Annotated in this window: 21 protein-coding genes and 1 other RNA gene; 18 read left to right on the forward strand and 4 right to left on the reverse strand. The window is 61.7% G+C overall.

Going from position 1 to position 17454, the window contains the following annotated elements:
• Window positions 1-2 precede the first annotated feature (2 nt).
• Window positions 3-380, forward strand: a complete 378-nt coding sequence (locus M0654_RS04225) for a cell division protein ZapA (RefSeq protein ID WP_248681973.1) — start codon at window positions 3-5, stop codon at window positions 378-380.
• Between the two features lie 74 nt (window positions 381-454).
• Window positions 455-613: non-coding RNA, 6S RNA (ssrS, locus tag M0654_RS04230), on the forward strand.
• 64 nt (window positions 614-677) lie between these two features.
• Here the strand turns inward: ssrS and M0654_RS04235 are convergent.
• The gene (locus M0654_RS04235; protein ID WP_390919555.1) at window positions 678-1346 is read right to left on the reverse strand and encodes a DUF6946 family protein; all 669 of its coding nucleotides are present in this window, start codon (window positions 1344-1346) and stop codon (window positions 678-680) included.
• Window positions 1347-1528: 182 nt separating this feature from the next.
• On the opposite strand from M0654_RS04235, the gene M0654_RS04240 reads away from it, so the two are divergent.
• The 8 genes from M0654_RS04240 (at window position 1529) to M0654_RS04275 (ending at window position 8863) form a co-directional block, all read left to right on the forward strand.
• Window positions 1529-3028 carry a sensor histidine kinase gene (locus tag M0654_RS04240; RefSeq protein ID WP_248681975.1) on the forward strand — a complete coding sequence of 500 codons (1500 nt, stop codon included), beginning with the start codon at window positions 1529-1531 and terminating at the stop codon, window positions 3026-3028.
• Complete coding sequence (locus tag M0654_RS04245) at window positions 3025-3468, forward strand: response regulator (protein WP_118850369.1); 444 nt, start codon at window positions 3025-3027, stop codon at window positions 3466-3468. Before M0654_RS04240 ends, M0654_RS04245 begins: the two co-directional genes overlap by 4 nt.
• A 10-nt stretch (window positions 3469-3478) precedes the next feature.
• Entirely contained in the window at window positions 3479-4507 is a 1029-nt protein-coding gene (locus M0654_RS04250; protein ID WP_248681976.1) for a sensor histidine kinase, read from the forward strand.
• A gap of 246 nt (window positions 4508-4753) precedes the next feature.
• Entirely contained in the window at window positions 4754-6040 is a 1287-nt protein-coding gene (locus M0654_RS04255; protein ID WP_282571524.1) for a hemolysin family protein, read from the forward strand.
• Window positions 6040-6624: a 5-formyltetrahydrofolate cyclo-ligase gene (locus M0654_RS04260; RefSeq protein ID WP_248681977.1), complete on the forward strand. Its 585-nt coding sequence runs from the start codon at window positions 6040-6042 to the stop codon at window positions 6622-6624. The genes M0654_RS04255 and M0654_RS04260 overlap by 1 nt, the downstream gene beginning before the upstream one ends.
• An 11-nt stretch (window positions 6625-6635) precedes the next feature.
• Window positions 6636-7460 (forward strand): TIGR00282 family metallophosphoesterase, encoded by an 825-nt coding sequence (locus tag M0654_RS04265; protein ID WP_118850365.1) that lies wholly within the window; start codon window positions 6636-6638, stop codon window positions 7458-7460.
• Between the two features lie 81 nt (window positions 7461-7541).
• Window positions 7542-7904, forward strand: a complete 363-nt coding sequence (locus tag M0654_RS04270) for a cupin domain-containing protein (protein WP_248681978.1) — start codon at window positions 7542-7544, stop codon at window positions 7902-7904.
• A 98-nt stretch (window positions 7905-8002) separates the two neighbouring features.
• On the forward strand, window positions 8003-8863 hold the full coding sequence (locus M0654_RS04275; RefSeq protein WP_248681979.1) for an MBL fold metallo-hydrolase: 861 nt from the start codon (window positions 8003-8005) through the stop codon (window positions 8861-8863).
• Window positions 8864-8925: 62 nt separating this feature from the next.
• Here M0654_RS04275 and M0654_RS04280 read toward each other — a convergent pair whose 3' ends face one another.
• Window positions 8926-9438, reverse strand: coding sequence for a pyridoxamine 5'-phosphate oxidase family protein (locus tag M0654_RS04280; protein ID WP_118850362.1), 513 nt, complete (start codon window positions 9436-9438; stop codon window positions 8926-8928).
• A gap of 184 nt (window positions 9439-9622) precedes the next feature.
• On the opposite strand from M0654_RS04280, the gene M0654_RS04285 reads away from it, so the two are divergent.
• Window positions 9623-10369 carry a YebC/PmpR family DNA-binding transcriptional regulator gene (locus M0654_RS04285; RefSeq protein WP_118850361.1) on the forward strand — a complete coding sequence of 249 codons (747 nt, stop codon included), beginning with the start codon at window positions 9623-9625 and terminating at the stop codon, window positions 10367-10369.
• Between the two features lie 53 nt (window positions 10370-10422).
• Here M0654_RS04285 and M0654_RS04290 read toward each other — a convergent pair whose 3' ends face one another.
• Both M0654_RS04290 and M0654_RS04295 read right to left on the reverse strand, forming a co-directional pair.
• A complete protein-coding gene (locus tag M0654_RS04290; RefSeq protein ID WP_248681980.1) occupies window positions 10423-11421 on the reverse strand; it encodes an LLM class flavin-dependent oxidoreductase in 999 nt (332 codons plus the stop codon).
• Between the two features lie 98 nt (window positions 11422-11519).
• Window positions 11520-12911 (reverse strand): methyl-accepting chemotaxis protein, encoded by a 1392-nt coding sequence (locus M0654_RS04295; protein ID WP_248681981.1) that lies wholly within the window; start codon window positions 12909-12911, stop codon window positions 11520-11522.
• Between the two features lie 194 nt (window positions 12912-13105).
• On the opposite strand from M0654_RS04295, the gene ruvC reads away from it, so the two are divergent.
• From ruvC to M0654_RS04330, 7 genes are all read left to right on the forward strand, one after another.
• Entirely contained in the window at window positions 13106-13615 is a 510-nt protein-coding gene (gene ruvC / locus M0654_RS04300) for a crossover junction endodeoxyribonuclease RuvC (RefSeq protein WP_248681982.1), read from the forward strand.
• Between the two features lie 55 nt (window positions 13616-13670).
• A complete protein-coding gene (locus M0654_RS04305; RefSeq protein WP_248681983.1) occupies window positions 13671-13928 on the forward strand; it encodes an AbrB/MazE/SpoVT family DNA-binding domain-containing protein in 258 nt (85 codons plus the stop codon).
• On the forward strand, window positions 13909-14325 hold the full coding sequence (locus M0654_RS04310; RefSeq protein WP_248681984.1) for a type II toxin-antitoxin system VapC family toxin: 417 nt from the start codon (window positions 13909-13911) through the stop codon (window positions 14323-14325). The genes M0654_RS04305 and M0654_RS04310 overlap by 20 nt, the downstream gene beginning before the upstream one ends.
• A 12-nt stretch (window positions 14326-14337) precedes the next feature.
• Window positions 14338-14955, forward strand: a complete 618-nt coding sequence (gene ruvA / locus M0654_RS04315; protein ID WP_248681985.1) for a Holliday junction branch migration protein RuvA — start codon at window positions 14338-14340, stop codon at window positions 14953-14955.
• A 61-nt stretch (window positions 14956-15016) separates the two neighbouring features.
• The gene (ruvB, locus tag M0654_RS04320) at window positions 15017-16057 is read left to right on the forward strand and encodes a Holliday junction branch migration DNA helicase RuvB (RefSeq protein ID WP_118850355.1); all 1041 of its coding nucleotides are present in this window, start codon (window positions 15017-15019) and stop codon (window positions 16055-16057) included.
• On the forward strand, window positions 16058-16948 hold the full coding sequence (locus M0654_RS04325) for a metallophosphoesterase (protein ID WP_248681986.1): 891 nt from the start codon (window positions 16058-16060) through the stop codon (window positions 16946-16948).
• Window positions 16949-17022: 74 nt separating this feature from the next.
• On the forward strand, window positions 17023-17412 hold the full coding sequence (locus M0654_RS04330; protein ID WP_248681987.1) for a hypothetical protein: 390 nt from the start codon (window positions 17023-17025) through the stop codon (window positions 17410-17412).
• Window positions 17413-17454 lie beyond the last annotated feature (42 nt).

Raw genomic sequence — 17454 nt, forward strand, 5'->3', positions numbered from 1 at the left:
CCATGGCCCAGGTAATGGTGACAATCGACGGCAAGGCCTACCGAATGGCCTGCGAGGAGGGGCAGGAAGACCACCTGACCGAACTCGCCAGCCGCTTCGATCGTTATGTCGGCCACCTGAAGAGCCAGTTCGGCGAGATCGGCGACCTGCGCATCACCGTCATGGCCGGCATCATGGTGATGGACGAACTGTCCGACCTGACGCGCAAGATGAAGAGCCTTGAAGCGGAAGTCGAAGCACTGAAGTCGGTGCGCGAAGGTGCGCAGGAAAGCCAGCAGCAGAACGAACAGATGGTGGCGGCTGCGCTGAGCGAGCTTGCACACCGCCTCGAAAGGCTGACGGCAAAGCTCAACGGCCGCACGCCCGCCTCGGTGGAATAGGGTTTGCGCCGAAATCGTTCGGCCGGACCACTTTCGGCTCTGGCGCAATGCGACCTTCACCCTTATATTCGTGTCGCGATCTGCGCCTCTCGACAGGAACCACAATCCCTGGGGCCATACTCGATCCAAAGGGAGCTGTCCCTGACCAGGCCCGTGGGCTTGGACATATGGCGCCCACCTACGTTTGTAGGCACCCAGGATCGTAACTCTCCATCGGTTGCCGCGGATCGCGCTTCCTTCTTCCACTTGCCGGAGCTTTCGTCTCTCGGACAATCGCCGGACGATCCGTCTCGGGTTTCAGAGCACGAGGAACGCCGGGTTTCCTATCGCCCAACCGATCCTCAACGTCATGCCGGTGGGCAAAGTAATCACATCCGGCTGCCCAGCCGTAGGCTCCACGCCGAACAGGTTCGCAAAGGCGGCGAAATCCTTGAACCAGTCCTTGGTGGGGGAGAAAGACTGGATGAGCATGGCTGCTTCGTCGGTCTTGAAACGGGTTGCCTCGATCAGCGCAGACGCCGTCCGGTGCAGCAACTGGTAGCGGATCTGGGGAGGTGGCGTTCCATCCAGACCCAATACGTCGCAGAGTTGTTTCATCCGCATCATCTTGCCGTTCGATGGTGCGTTGTACCACTCGCCAACCGTGGGCCCGAACGGCTCTGCAACCTTTCCTTCGATGGTCGCGGCACAGGTCTTTCCGTCAAAGCGGATCAGCGCAAAGACGTCGTTCTGGCTATCGCGACCGCCGCCCGCAAGCGGAACCTTATGTTCTGGAATAGCCAAAAGTAGCTCCGGGTCGCCCGGAAACATGGCAGACACCTCCGGCGGCAAGCCGTCACAATGCTCCCAGGAATGCGCGATTGTCCGCGCCGAATAACCTACGCGCCACTGCTTTTCCGGTTCGGCGAGAAACTGCTGCCACGCGGAAGGCCCTGGACTTGGCAAGTATATTCGCTGGCGTGGCATGATGGGCAAGGCTCCCTCGTCAGGTTCTCGAGCAGTACATGGTGGCGAGACACGCGCAAGTCCCCTTAGCACCTGACTGCGCCCAACCTGGCAGTTCCTTAAACTCCAGCGTCATCCATTCCTTGACAAAGCGGCGCTAACGACCACCTTGTTGCCGTCTTCTTCACGTGCCGACGGTCTTCATGCCTTTTGCCCAAGCGTCCTTTGCCCGATCTTCGCTGCTCATGCTCCTTGTCGGCAGCGCCATCCTGGTCGGGATCGTGTTGTCCTCCTTTTTCCTGGCGGCCAATACCAAGCAGTATTTCGAGGATGTGGTGCAGTTGCGCGCCGTCCGTTCTGGCGCGGCCGACCTTGTCGTGCTGCTGCAGGCGGCGGAAACGGGACAGCGCGGTTATCTCGTTACACAGGACGACGCTTTCCTCACGCCTTACAACGAAGCCGTCTCGGCGCTACCCAAGGCGCGTGAGCGCCTGCATGCGGCTGTCGCGGCGGAAGGCACCGTCCAGGTACCGATGGAAGAGCTTGACCGGCTGATCGACGACAAGGCCCAGGAGATGGAGGCAACCATCGACCTCGGCAGGAAGGGCGACTTTGCGGGCGCCGTCACCGTCGTGAAGGGCGCCTATGGCCGGCAGGTCATGGAAAACATCACCGCGATCCTCAGCAAGGTCATCAGCGAGATGGACGAGCGGGTCGATACCGGAACCAAGGAGCTCAATTCCTCGGCGTCTTCGCTGCAGTGGTTCACCATTGGCGGCGGCATCGTCATCCTGCTTGTACTTGGTGGCGCGATCACGATCGTGTCGCAGCACGTGCGCGAATTGCAGCGCGCCCGCAGTGAGGTGGAGGAGTTGAACGCCAGCCTTGAGGAGCGGGTCAACGAGCGCACCGAGGACCTGATCCAGGCCAACCGCGAAATCCAGCGCTATGCCTATATTGTTTCGCACGACCTGCGGGCGCCGCTGGTTAATATCATGGGCTTCACCAGCGAGCTTGATGCGACCCTGAAGGCGGTACGCACCTTCGTGCTTGCCGATGGCGAGGAACTGAGCGAAAGCGAAATCCAGGAGGCGCGCCTTGCCGTCGAGGAGGACCTGCCGGAGGCGATCGCCTTCATCCGCACCTCGACCAAGAAGATGGATGCGCTCATCAACGCCATCCTGAAGATTTCGCGCGATGGCCGGCGTGAGCTGAAACCGGAGCGGATCAACCTCAAGGACCTGCTCGAAACCACCGCGGCCAGCGTCTACCACCAGGTGAATGATGCGGGCGGCGAGGTGACGATTGCAGTTGAGAGCACCCGAAGCCTCGTCACCGACAAGTTCTCGCTGGAGCAGATCTTCGGCAACCTGTTCGACAATGCGGTGAAGTACAAGCATCCAGACCGGCCGCTCACTCTTTCGGTCAAGGCGCAACCTATTGGTCGGGCGGCAGTTCGCATCGAAGTCGCCGATAACGGGCGCGGCATTGCGCCGGAAGATCACGAGCGGGTCTTCGAACTGTTCCGCCGGTCGGGCGTGCAAGACAAGCCGGGTGAGGGCATTGGCCTTGCCCATGTCCGTTCATTAGTCAGAAATTTAGGGGGCGAGATTACGGTGACCTCCACCCTGGGCGGCGGCGCGACCTTTATTATCCGTCTGCCCACGGATTTGTCCCAATATGTCAGGAGTCACGGGTCATGAAAGCTGCAGGCAAAGAAGTCACCATCGTGATGATCGAGGATGACGAGGGCCACGCTCGTCTGATCGAGAAGAACGTCCGTCGCGCCGGCGTCAACAACGAGATCATCCCGTTCACCAACGGCAACGAGGCGCTGGACTACATTCTGGGCGCCGACCGCTCCGGCACCTCCACGCAGGATCGCTACCTGCTGATCCTTCTCGACCTCAACCTGCCGGATATGTCGGGTATTGACATCCTAGAGAAGGTGAAGTCCAACCCGTATTCGAAGCGCCTGCCTGTGGTCATCCTTACGACTACGGACGACGAGCGCGAGATCCAGCGTTGCTACGATCTGGGAGCCAACGTTTATATCACCAAGCCCGTGGACTATGACAGTTTCGCTCACGCCATCAAGCAACTCGGGCTATTTTTCTCCGTGATGCAGATTCCAGGACAATAACGAAATCGCGATGCCGCAGACCATTCTCTACGTCGATGACGACCTGGCTTTGGCACGGCTGGCCGAACGGCATTTCGGACGCGCCGGTTATCAGGTCGTCCGTGCTGCGGACGGACAGTCGGCCATGGAGGCCTGCGAAAAGGGCGGCATCGATCTCGTGGTGCTGGATCATTACCTCAAGGCCGAGACCGGGCTTGATATCCTGAAACGGATGAAGGAGCGGGGATGGGATATCCCCGTTATCTACGTTACGGGGTCGAGTGACGCGACGATCGCCATCGATGCATTGAAAAGCGGCGCCTCGGACTACGTCATCAAGACGGTCGGCGACGAGTTCTGGCCGCTGATGGAAAGCGCCATCGCGCAGGGGCTGGCCAATGCGGAACTGCGCCGTGCCAAGGAAAAGGCCGAACAGGAAATTCGCCTCGGCAAGGAACGTGCGGAAGTGCTGCTCGCCGAGGTCAACCATCGGGTGGCCAACAGCCTGGCGCTGGTGGCGGCGCTCATCCGCCTGCAGGTTTCGAGCAGCAAGAACGATGCGGTGAAGGAGGCGCTGGCGGAAACGCAGGCACGCATCACCGCGATCGCCGGCATGCACCGCAGCCTCTACACCTCTGACGACGTGCGCCACGTGGAGATGGACAAATATCTCAGCACGCTGGTGCGGGAAGTGCAGGGTACGGTGAAGGACGAGCAGGGCCCGTCCATCAAGCTCGAGGCAGAACCAGTTTCTCTCTCGTCAGATCGCGCCGTTTCCGTCGGCATGATCGTCACCGAGCTTCTGACCAACGCGCTGAAATACGCTTATCCCGCAGGCAGCGAAGGCGAAGTGCGCGTGGTCCTGAAGCGGCTTGGCGAAGGCAGCGCCCTTCTCGCGGTCGAGGACGACGGTATCGGCTGGCGCGAAGGCGAGGCGCCGAAGGGCACCGGGCTCGGCAGCCGGATCGTCAAGTCCATGGCGGCAACGCTTGGCTCGACCATCAACTACGTGCCGAGCATTACCGGCACCCGCGCCGAACTGACGGTCGTGCTTCACTGATTTCCGTTAGCTTTGTGAAGAAGTCTCAGTTGTAGATGTTCCCGCCCATTGCCTTAGCGCAGCCGTGACCCTATGATTTCACCATGCGAGTGAAGGTGCATAGTTCCGAAGACCGTCAAACGGTTTTCTGAACTGTGCGCGCAGCTGGCGATCTGGGCGTCTCGCCCGGTTGTTGAACGATTGTCGCCCGATCCGGCGACGTATTGGGTTGGCGTGCAGGATATTGTCCTAGCTTAAGAGCTCCTTTTGTTAACCGAAATTCTCATCGTCATTGCGCTGACCGCCCTCAACGGTGTCCTGGCAATGTCGGAACTTGCCGTTGTTTCCTCCCGTCCCGTCCGCCTCAAGGTCATGGCCGAGCACGGCAACAAGGGCGCGACGACGGCGATCCAGCTGGCCGAAGATCCCGGCCGCTTCCTGTCCTCCGTGCAGATCGGCATCACGCTGGTCGGCGTGCTCTCGGGCGCCTTCTCCGGTGCAACGCTAGGCGCGCGCCTCTCCATCTGGCTGAAGACGCAAGGCATCCCTGACAATGTCGCAGACTGGCTGGGCGTCGGCACCGTCGTCGTACTGATCACCTACCTGTCGCTGATCATCGGCGAACTGGTGCCGAAGCAGATCGCCCTGCGCGCACCCGAAACGGTTGCCGCGCGCGTTGCGCCAGCCATGAAGCTGCTCGCCACCATCGGCTCGCCGATTGTCTGGCTTCTCGATGTTTCCGGGCGCATCGTGCTCAGCATCCTCGGCCAGCGCGGTGAATCGGGCGAGAAGGTCACAGACGAGGAAATCCGCACGGTTCTTGCCGAAGCGCAGAGCGCTGGCGTGATCGAGACGGAAGAGTCGGCCATGATCTCCGGCGTCATGCGCCTTGCAGACCGCACCGCGCGCGGCCTGATGACGCCGCGCCGCGATGTCGAGGTGATTGATACCGAGGATGACCTTGAGGAGATCCGCACCCAGCTGCGGGCGACACCACGTTCGCGCCTGCCGGTGCGAAAGGGCAGTTCCGACGAGATCATCGGCGTGCTGTTCGTCAAGGATGCCTATGATTTCCTCGCCGGCGACAAGAATTTCGACCTCAAGGCGCTGATGCGCGAAGCCCCGGTGGTGTCCGACCTCACCGGCGCGCTCGATGTCATCCAGGCGGTGCGCAAGGCCCCGGCGCAGGTGGTGCTCGTTTATGACGAATACGGTCACTTCGAAGGCATCATCACACCCGCCGATATCCTCGAGGCGATCACCGGTGTCTTCCAGGAAGACGAAGTCGACGAGCCGCCGATCGTGCCGCGCGATGACGGCTCCTTCCTGGTTGCCGGCTGGATGCCGGTCGATGAATTCGCCGACCAGATGGGCGTCAACATCGGTGAGGATCCGGGCTTTGAGACGGTCGCCGGCTTCGTGCTGGACGAGCTGAAACACCTGCCGGAACTCGGCGAAAGCTTCACCGCCCACGGCTGGACCTTCGAAGTGGTCGATCTTGACGGCCGCCGCATCGACAAGCTGATTGTCCGGCGCGCCCAGGAGAAGAACTGATGGCCGACGCGTCGCTAAAGGCGGAACTGCGCAAGGGACGCCTTGCGGCGCGGGATTCCATTCCAGCCGAAGAGCGGATCGAAAAGAGCCTCGTGCTTGCCGCGCACGGCACCGAAGTCATCTCGGTCGATCCGGGCACGGTGGTGTCCGGCTTCCTGCCGATCCGCTCCGAGGTCGATCCGCGACCGTTGATGGACCAGTTGCGCGAGCGTGGCGCACGGCTTTGCGTGCCGGCCATCCTTGATAAAACTACGATCGTCTTTCGCGAGCTGGTGCGCGGAGCGGACCTGGTGCCGGGCACGTTTGGCACCGTGGGTCCGGGACCGGAAGCCGCCGAACTCGATCCTCAAATCATGCTGATGCCGCTGTCTGCCTTTGATGCCGGCGGCCACCGCATCGGCTATGGCGGCGGATATTACGACCGTGCAATCCACCGCCTGCACCAAAAAGGACTGAAGCCAAGGCTCATTGGCATTGCCTTCGACTGCCAGGAAGTGGCATCAGTCCCGGCTGAACCTCATGACGTCAGACTGGACGCGGTCCTGACCGAGAGTGGCTATCGCCTGCTCGGTGTCACCGCATAGATTGGAATAACATGCGCCTCTTGTTTCTGGGTGACATGGTTGGCAAGACCGGCCGCACCGCGGTCTGGGAAAAGCTGCCCGGATTGGTCTCGGACCTGAAGCTCGATTTCGTCATCGTCAACGGCGAGAATGCCGCCGGCGGCTTCGGCATCACCGAAGAGATCTATCTTGAAACGATCAACGCGGGCGCCGATGTCGTCACCACCGGTAATCACGTCTGGGACCAGAAGGATGCGGTGGGCTTTGCCAGCCGGCACGACCAGTTCCTGCGCCCGGCAAACTATCCCGCCGGAACGCCGGGCCGCGGCTCTGGCCTTTATTATGCCCGAAACGGCGCCCGTGTTCTCGTTGCCAACATCATGGGCCGGGTCTTCATGCATCCGGAACTCGATGATCCCTTCAAGAGCGCCGAGGCAATCCTGGCCGCAGCTCCCCTGAAGGAACAGGCGGATGCGATCGTCTTCGACTTCCACGCCGAAGCGACGAGCGAAAAGCAGTGCTTTGGCCATTTCGTGGATGGCCGGGCCAGCCTTGTTGTCGGCACGCATACGCACGTCCCGACCGCCGACTGCCAGATCCTGAACGGCGGCACGGGCTACATGTCGGATGCCGGCATGTGCGGCGATTACGACTCTTCGCTCGGTATGGAAAAGGAAGAGCCTCTCAACCGCTTCATCTCCAAGATGCCGAAGGGCCGGTTCGAGGCAGCCAGCGGACCCGCGACTATCTGCGGTCTCGGCATCGAGATCTCGGACAGCACCGGCCTTGCCGAAAAGATCGAGCCGCTGCGCATCGGGCCGCGGCTTGCCGAAACGATCCCGAGCTTCTGGCGCTAGTCCGTTCACGTCTTTCCGATCCTCATCCCCTTCCTAGATCTCCGTGGGTGGTGCTTAGGTGCCGTCCACGGGAGGCAGATGATGAAGGTCCAGAAGTTTTCGCTATCCGATGCTTCAATGGAACGTTCGCCGGGGCAGGAGGCCGACATCTTTGCCGGCAACCTGGTGGACGAGCGGCATGGCGGTCCGGTGACGATCGGCTACGGGCGCTACGGCCCGAACCAGGTCCTCGAAGACGCCATCGCGGTGGATGACACGATGATCGTGCTCGAAGGGCGGCTCTCGGTGTCTTCGGCCGACGGGACGGTCGAGGCAGGGCCGGGTGACATCGTCTACATGCCAAAAGGCAACCGGGTCACCATCCGCTCCCACGAACAGGGTGCCGTCACCGCTTATGTCACCTATCCGCACTGGCGCACGGCGGGCGGTGAGGGCGGACAATGACGGAAATGTGAGGCTCGTCCGGCACTTCTTGCTGGACCGGTTTCGGCCGCTACCGCATCCTTGCCGCTCCGGAATGAGTGCAACCCATGTGGAGTAGCATGATGCTACGAGCCTTCGCATTCGGACTTTTCGGCGGGCTGTCGAGCCTGCTTTTTTCCCCGCTTTCCGCCTTTGCACAGACAGCCGAAATGCCGATCAGCCAGTGCCAGGCAATCGCACAAAAACTGCCATCGGTGCAGTTCGCCAGCTTTAAACCCGCGGGTATTCAGCTCGCACAGGCAGGCAAAACCTTATCGATGGCGGCGCGCGAAGAGGTGAAGATCACCTTTGTCGGCCACTCCACCTATTTCATCGAAAGCCCGGAGGGCATCGGCGTCGCAACGGACTACAGCGGCGTCTACCAGCCGTCACGCACACCCGACGTGATCACCATGAACAAGGCGCACTCGACGCATTATACGTCGCATCCGGATCCCGCCATCAAGCATGTGCTCCAGGGCTGGGGGCCCGTTCCCGGCGAAAAGGCCAGGCATCAGGAGATGATCGGTGACGTCTATATCCGCAACGTCGTCTCGGACATCCGCAACTGGGGTGGCAGCATAGAGGAGAACGGCAATTCGATCTTCATCTTCGAGGTGGCGGGGCTCTGCATCGGCCATCTCGGCCACCTGCATTTCGAGCTGAACGAGGCGCAATACACGGAGATTGGCCGGCTGGACATCCTGATGGTGCCGGTAGATGGCGGGCTCACCATGGGTGCCGACAGCATGAGCCGCGTCGTGCAGCGGCTGCGCTCATCGCTGATCCTGCCGATGCACCGGTTTGGCCCACCGCTCGACCGGTTTCTGAGCATGTTCGATGGAAAATTCGACGTGGCCTACGCCAAGGAGCAGACGATCATAGTGTCGATGCGCAGCCTGCCGAAAAAGCCGACGATCCTGGTGCCGCAGGGGCTGTAGCGCCCCTGCGGCATTCCCTCCCGGTAAAAGCGGCCCACCCGGTATTGGTGGACCGCCTGGGATCAGTGAAACTGCGGGAAGGCGATGTGCTGCTTGACGCCGACTTCCGGCATCTTCTCGTCCTTCATGTTGGCCTTGGCGATTTCCCAACCGAACTTGAGCTTGCTGTCGGTGGAAGCCCAGATTTCAGCATCCTCGACGCGCAACGCGAGAAGCGTCAGCTGCGGATCGTCCTTGCCGCCTTCGTACCAGGCAGCAGTCATGGCGCTCCAGTATTCGTCGATCTTGGCCTTGTCCTTGCGCACCTCAAGCCGGCCGGCGAGGCAGGCATGGTAGTCATGGTCCTTGCCGACGACGCAGAAATGCGCGGTTGCGCCGTTGCCGACATGCCGCACCAGGTCCGTGTCGCTCTTGGTGAAGAACCAGATCGTGCTGGTCTTGGTGTCGACATGCGGCGCCATCGGCTGGAAATGCATGTGGGATCCCTCGATGCCGAGCATTCCGGCATGGATCTTGGCGATCTCGTCCCAGAGCTGGCGTTCCGGTGCTTCCTTGGCTTCGGTCAGGCTTGCCATGCGTCATCTCCTTTGTGTTTGTTGTGTTCGGCAAGGAAACGGCAAGGCTTTGGCCTTTGTTCCGGCAGCCGGGCGCCGCCCAAGAGGCTTCGAGGTGAGGGCTTGAACGGCCAGAACTTCGAAATTATAAGGCGCCAATCTCGCAAGACGCGACCCAAGCAATCGAAAAAGTGTCAGGGGTGCCATGGCTGGCCATTCACAGTTCAAGAACATCATGCACCGCAAGGGCAAGCAGGACTCGATCCGGTCCAAGCTGTTCTCCAAGCTCGCGCGTGAAATCACTGTTGCCGCAAAGACGGGCTTGCCCGATCCGGCAATGAACGCGGCACTCCGCCTGGCTGTCCAGAACGCCAAGGCGCAGTCCATGCCGAAGGACAATATCGACCGCGCCATCAAGAAGGCTTCCGGTGCCGACGCCGAAACCTACGACTCGGTGCGCTACGAAGGTTACGGCCCGGGCGGCACGGCGATCATCGTTGAAGCACTGACCGACAACCGCAACCGCACGGCCTCCAACGTCCGCTCGATCTTCACCAAGGCTGGTGGCGCGCTTGGCGAAACGGGCTCGGTCTCCTTCTCCTTCGACCATGTCGGTGAAATCACCTACAAGGCCTCGGTCGGCGATGCTGACAAGGTCATGGAAGCTGCGATCGAAGCCGGTGCCGATGACGTGACCTCCGATGAAGACGGCCACACGATCATCTGTGCCTTCGAAAGCCTCGGTGAAGTCTCCAAGGCACTCGAAGCGACGCTCGGCGAAGCCCAGTCCGTCAAGACGATCTGGAAGCCGCAGAACACGATCGAAGTGGATGAGGAAAAGGCTCAGTCGCTGATCAAGCTGATCGACAACCTGGAAGACGATGACGACGTACAGAACGTGTATTCGAACTTCGAGGTGTCCGAGGAAGTGATGGCCAAGCTCTCGGCCTGACCTCTCATCTTTCTGCATTGTTCGGGGCCGGCTTGACCGGCCCCTTTTCGTTGTCAGAGCACCTGTTCCATCATCGGCAGCTGGGCAAACAGCTCGACCGAGCGCAGGCGCTTGTCGATGTCGTGGATCGGCATGGAGATGATCAGTTCATCCGCCTGCGTTTCCTCCAGGAAGTCCTTGAGCTTGGCTTCGACAGTCGGCACTGAACCGACGGCCGCATAACGCAGCGTGTGCTCCACCGTCATCTTTTCCATCGGCGTCCAGATGCCGTCCATGCTGTCGACCGGTTTCGGGAACGGCGTGCGGGCATTTTTGCGCAGGTTGACGAACTGCTGCTGCGAGGATGTGAACAGTCGCTCGGCTTCGGCATCCGTATCGGCCGCCACGCCCATGACGCCCACCATGACGTAAGGCTTCTCGTATGCGAGCGACGGCTGGAAGCGTTCACGATAGATGGCGATTGCTTCCATCAGCATGTCCGGCGCAAAATGCGATGCGAAGGCATAAGGCAGACCAAGCGCTGCCGCGAGATGCGCGCTGTAGAGGCTGGAGCCCAGCAGCCAGATCGGCACGTTGGCGTTCATGCCGGGTACCGCAAGCAGTCCCTGGTTCGGTTCCGGTGCGCCCATCAGCCGCTGAAGCTCGAGAATGTCGTGCGGGAAACTTTCCGCGCCTGCATCCAGGTTGCGGCGAAGCGCACTCGCCGTCCGCATGTCCGTTCCCGGCGCGCGGCCGAGGCCAAGGTCGACACGGCCCGGCAGCAGTGCTTCCAGCGTCCCGAACTGCTCGGCAATCACCAGCGGCGAATGGTTCGGCAGCATGACGCCGCCCGAGCCGACGCGGATCTTCTTTGTCGCGGCGCCGACATGGCCGATGACGATCGAGGTCGCGGCGCTCGCAATACCCGGCATGCCGTGGTGTTCGGCGAGCCAAACCCGCTTGTAGCCTTGTTCTTCGGCCTTGATGGCCATCTGGCGTGATTGCTCAAGCGCGTCGCGAACGGAGTAACCTTCGCCGATGGGCGACAGATCGAGAATGGAAAAGGGGATCATGCAAATGTCCTGGAGAAACGGTTCGTCGTGTAATCCCGCTTCATTTAGGCAGCCGCGGCCGGCTTTGCGACCCCAAGCCAGCGGCGGTCCACCAAGTTTCAGGATTTCACCAGCCGCAGATGCGCCCCGCGCTTCGGTGGCTTGACACATTCCGGCACCGTCACGCCGCCGGGCTTGACCACCGTCACGGGCGTGAACCTTGTTGCATGATGATCGACACTTCGTGCGGCACGGCTGAAACCCGAAACGGTCTTCGACAGCCCATCGAGGCGGCAGGTCTGCTGGCTGCTTTCGCCAACAAGCGCGGTGATCCTGGACCGCAGCGCGACGATCGCTTCGGCATCCTTCGCGGCGCCGTGATCGACGGCCGTGACCTGCTCGCGCAGCGCGTTCAGGTAGATGCTCATCGCGTCCCATTCGCGGCCCGCCTGATCGGCAGCATTTGAGCCGCGATCCACGGCGTCGGCCACGTCTCGCGCCTTGGCGCAGACCGTTTTCGCGGCCTCCGAGGCGCGTTCCGCCAGGTCACGGATATCTTCCGCAATCGCCGTCAGCCGCGGCTCGTCGACACTCGACGCTTCTATGCCGAGGTTCATTGCCAGGATATTCGCCTGGAAGGCCGCGTCGATGATCTCCTGCGCCGCCGGGCGAAGTTCGGATGAGGCAGCACGCAGCGTAGCCATCGCAGCGCCGACCTCGCCTAATGCCTCCTTCGGACGCCGCATGTCCAGGTTGGCATTATGCCCGATCGCCGCGAGATGCTCGCTCTGCATCTTCCACCGCTTCAGCCCACCCGCCAGCGCGTCGAGGTCGGTGCCGAGTGATGAATTGGCGGCAACCTGCCGCGCCTGCGCTTGGGTGGCCTCGGCCAGGCCCGCTTCCAGCTCCGCACCGGAAGCCGAGATCACCCGGGCACCAGTCCCGACCCGGTCCAGCGTATCCTCGAGCAGGTTGACGGCATGGTTGAAGTCGGCGCGCAAGCCTTCGTATTCAGTCGGGAAGGGCATGGTCAGCCGCACCGTCAGGTCGCCCACGGCAAGACGCCGCACGCCGCCATCCAGCGCATCCACAACGACCTTCAGATAAGCGGCCTCCGCTTTCGTGACATGAAGGTCGCGCTCGATCGCCTCTACTGCACGCTTTTCCCGTTCAAGCGCATCCAGGTCCTCCGCCGAGCGATCCATCTGTTCGCCGCGTAGCCGCAGCAGTTCGCGTGCCACGAGGCCAAGATCATCGTGTCGGGATGCGAGTTTGCCGGCATCATCCTCAGAACCATCGGCGAGATCCGCAAGTGCTGCGACCGGCTGGAGCAGGTGTCTCAACAGCATGATTGCGGTCATCGTGGTTAGAGCCAGTCCAACCAGGGCGAACACACGGGGCAGGGCCTCCGGTTGCGTCAGCAGGCTATGTGCCGCAAGACCCGTCATGGCCATCTGGCCAAGAAAGATTGCCGTGATCCTGGCGAACAGGGACAAGCTCTTCTTGTGCATGACAGCCTCCTTACGCACCGCTGATGGCGACGAAGATCAACGCCCGAGATGATCGCGCGTTGCTTCTTGTCGATGCTCCGAGCCGCGAACCTGGGAGGCTTGGTTAAACAGAAGTTAACGTCGCAGCACTGCCTGTTTTCGTTTTGTTCACATTCCCATGGCAGTAGTTGGATGAAGCGATTAAGGTGGTCATCATGACAGCAGCGATTCGTATCATCGGCATCGATCCGGGCCTGCGCCGGACCGGGTGGGGCATTATCGAGACCCTTGGCAACAGCCTGCGCTTCGTCGCCTCCGGTACGGTGACGTCGGATGGCGACCTGGATCTCGCCTCACGCCTTTGCCAGCTGCATGACGGGCTTGCCGAAGTGGTGCATGCCTACCAGCCGGATGAGGCGGCCGTCGAACAGACCTTCGTCAACAAGGACGCGGTCGCGACGCTGAAGCTCGGGCAGGCGAGGGGTGTGGTGATGCTCGTGCCGGCGCGCGCCGGGCTGCCGGTTTCCGAATATGCACCGAATGCGGTGAAGAAGTCCGTCATCGGCGTCGGGCACGGTGAAAAGCAGCAGATCCATATGATGCTGAAGATCCTCATGCCGAAGGCCGAGTTCAAGGGCAATGACGCGGCAGATGCGCTTGCAATCGCCATCTGCCATGCCCACAACCGCGGCGGACAGCGCATGCGTCAAGCGTTGGCGGGATGATTTGTTCTTGACTTGTTCCGGATCGCCTCATAAGTAATACCTTAGAGGTATTACCATGCGTGTCACCGAAAAAGGCCAGGTTACAATTCCCAAGGACATCCGCGACCAGTTGAACATTGGTCCTGGGTCGGAGGTGGAATTCGTCACGTCTGAGGACAAGGTGTTTCTCGTCAAGGCAGCTCAGCAGGACCAGTTCAAGGACTTCAGGGAATGGGCAGATAGCGTTGCCGGCACCTTCGATGCCATGGGCATGACCAGCGACCAGTACATGGAGTGGCTGAGGGGGCCGCGCGATGACCTCGACCGTGGTTGATACGAACATCCTCATCGACATCCTGGGCATGCCAAACCCTTTGCGGGACTGGTCCCTGTCACGGCTGGAGCAGTGCCATCGCGAGGGAGAGTTGATCCTGAGCCCCATCGTGTGGTCGGAGCTTGCAGCTTCACCTCTGACGGAGCAGCAACTGACGTCGGTTTTCGGCTGGCTGCGGATGAAGCGCGAGCCGTTCTCGTATGAAGCTGCGTTCCAGGCGGGCAAGGCCCAGTTCGCCTATCGCCGCGCTGGCGGCCAGCGTGAGCGCACGTTGCCGGATTTCCTGATCGGTGCGCATGCGATGGTTCGGTCGCACCGGTTGCTGACGCGAGACGCAGCGCGTTACCGCGGCTATTTCCCGTCTCTCGACATCATCTCACCCGAAACCCACCCGTAACGGACCCATTTCATGATCGGCAAGCTCAAAGGAACCATTGACGAGATCGGCGACGACCATGTGCTCGTTGATGTGCATGGCGTCTGTTACGAGGTCTTCTGTTCGTCGCGCGCCCTGTCGCGCATGGGGTCGGTGGGCGAGGCGGTGATCCTCTATATCGAGACCTATGTGCGCGAGGACCAGTTGAAGCTGTTCGGCTTCCTCACCGCGCTGGAACGCGAATGGTTCAACCTGCTCCAAAGCGTGCAGGGCGTCGGCGCCAAGGTGGCGCTTGCTGTCCTTTCGACACTCACCCCTTCCGAGCTTGCCAATGCAATCGCGTTGCAGGACAAGACATCCGTGTCGCGCGCGCCCGGTGTCGGGCCCAAGGTGGCGGTACGCATCGTCACCGAGCTCAAGAACAAGGCACCGGCCTTTGCTGGCGAGGCGAGCGCCAATATCGGCCTGAGGCAGGAACTGGGTGAGGGTGTAGCTTCCGCACCGGTGGCCGATGCCGTGTCGGCACTCACCAACCTGGGGTATTCTCGCGACCAGGCGGCCAATGCCGTTGCGGCAGCGCTCAAGAACGCCGGCGAAGGCGCCGACAGCGCCAAGCTCATCCGCCTTGGCCTCAAGGAACTGGCGCGCTAGGCGGTTAGACCTCGCGCGCCTCCTGTAGTACTGACACAGATATGCAAACGGAAATGTCCTCATGAGCGAGCCTTCCCGCCTGATCACGCCGGAGAAGCGGGGCGAAGACCTCGATATGACGCTGCGGCCGCAATCGCTGGACGAGTTTACCGGCCAGGCGGAAGCGCGCGCCAACCTCAAGGTCTTCATCGAGGCGGCCAAGAACCGCGGCGAGGCGCTGGACCACGTCCTGTTCGTCGGCCCGCCGGGGCTCGGCAAGACGACGCTGGCGCAGATCATGGCAAAGGAACTCGGCGTCAACTTCCGCTCGACCTCGGGCCCGGTTATCGCCAAGGCGGGTGACCTTGCAGCACTCCTCACCAATCTCGAAGAACGCGACGTGCTGTTCATCGACGAGATCCACCGGCTGAACCCGGCGGTGGAGGAAATCCTGTATCCGGCCATGGAGGATTTCCAGCTCGACCTCATCATCGGTGAAGGCCCTGCGGCACGCTCGGTCAAGATCGACCTGTCGAAGTTCACGCTGGTTGCCGCAACGACCCGCCTCGGCCTGTTGACGACCCCGCTGCGCGACCGCTTCGGTATCCCCGTGCGGCTTTCCTTCTACACCGTCGAGGAACTGGAGTTGATCGTGCGCCGTGGTGCGCGGCTCATGGGGCTTGGCATGACCGACGAAGGAGCGCGGGAGATCGCCCGCCGTTCGCGCGGCACGCCCCGTATCGCCGGCCGGTTGCTGCGCCGCGTGCGTGACTTTGCCGAAGTCGCCCGGGCTGATGCAGTAACGAAGGAAATTGCCGACGAGGCGCTGACGCGGCTTCTGGTCGACAACATGGGGCTCGACCAGCTCGACAAGCGCTACCTCAACATGATCGCCGTGAACTTCGGCGGCGGGCCGGTCGGCATCGAGACTATCGCGGCCGGACTTTCGGAGCCGCGCGACGCTATCGAGGACATCATCGAGCCCTACATGATCCAGCAGGGTTTCATCCAGCGCACGCCGCGCGGCCGGGTGCTGACCGCGGTTGCCTGGAAACATCTCGGCATGCAGCCACCCAAGGATCTCGAGGCCGCCCAGTTCAGGATGAACCTCGAGGATGAGTGAATGATCTCCCGCCGGGGCTTTCTCAAGGCACTTGGCGGCGGGATCGCCACAGTTGCGGCACTGGCGGGTTACGCCGTGGCGGAGCCGTTGCTGCGGCTTCAGACAAAGAGGTATGCGCTGACGCCACCGGGTTGGACGCGAGGTCTCAAGCTGCGGGTTGCGGTGCTGACCGATATCCATGCCTGCGAGCCGTGGATGCCCATTGACCGGATCGAAGCGATCTGCCGCGCTGCCAATGTCCTGGAACCGGACATCATCTGTCTGCTTGGTGATTATGTCTCCGGCATGCGCCTCTCAACGGGGAACGTTGAGCCGGACGCCTGGGCGCAGGCGCTTTCGCTCTTGAGGGCACCGCTTGGCGTCCATGCCGTGCTTGGCAACCATGATTGGCTGGAAGATCCGCTCGCAGAAGCGAGCGGCATCCCCCTAGCGCGGCGGGCGTTGGAGAAGGTCGGCATCCCTGTCTACAGCAATAGTGCGGTGCGGCTTGAAAAGGACGGTCGGCCGTTCTGGCTGGCGGGGCTTGAGGACCAGATCGCACCGCCGGGTCCTTCGGCTCCCGCGCGCCGGCACAAGGGCCGCGACGACCTGCCCGGCACTCTCAAGCAGGTCAGTGACGATGCCCCCGTCATCCTCATGGCGCATGAGCCGGACATCTTTCCGCAGGTGCCGGACCGCGTTTCCTTGACCTTGTCCGGGCACACCCATGGGGGGCAGGTCCGCCTGTTCGGTTACGCACCGGTCGTCCCGTCGCGCTTCGGCAACCGCTATGCCTATGGGCATGTCGTCGAAGGCGGGCGCAACCTCATTGTTTCCGGCGGGCTCGGCTGCTCCATGCTGCCGGTGCGCTTCGGCTCCCCGCCCGAAATCAACCTGATCGAACTCGGATGAGGCTCGACGCAGACCAATAAGGTGGGAACATCCCGCCGCGGCACTCCGTTCTTTTTCACAAGAAGGAGAATGTCATGCAGAACAATGATCTCCCGGATCGTATTCCTCCCGTCGAAGTCGCGGAAGCAGCGGACAAGGGTTTGAAGCTGCGCGCCCAGTATCGTCGTGGCGGCACGATGGTGGGCGTGGCGCGAGCCCGCGACCTGAAGAATCGCAAGAACATTTCGGAGCAGACCATCCGGCGCATGGTGAGCTATTTCGCGCGCCACAAGGTGGATAAACGTGCCGAAAACTTCGGCGACGACGAGAACCCCTCGACTGGTTACATCGCGTGGCTGTTGTGGGGCGGCGATGCTGGTCAGAAATGGGCCGAGCAGCACAAGAAGGCGATGGAGAAGGCCAAGAACGAGGCCCGGATGCGCCGCTACAAACAGCCGCATTCCGGATCTTCCGCCAGCCCCTGACTTCGTTCTTATCACGTCGAGGTTCGCCCCCCGTCTGGACTT

The organism is Neorhizobium turbinariae (assembly GCF_023223505.1).
GTDB classification, from domain to species: Bacteria; Pseudomonadota; Alphaproteobacteria; order Rhizobiales; family Rhizobiaceae; genus Neorhizobium; species Neorhizobium turbinariae.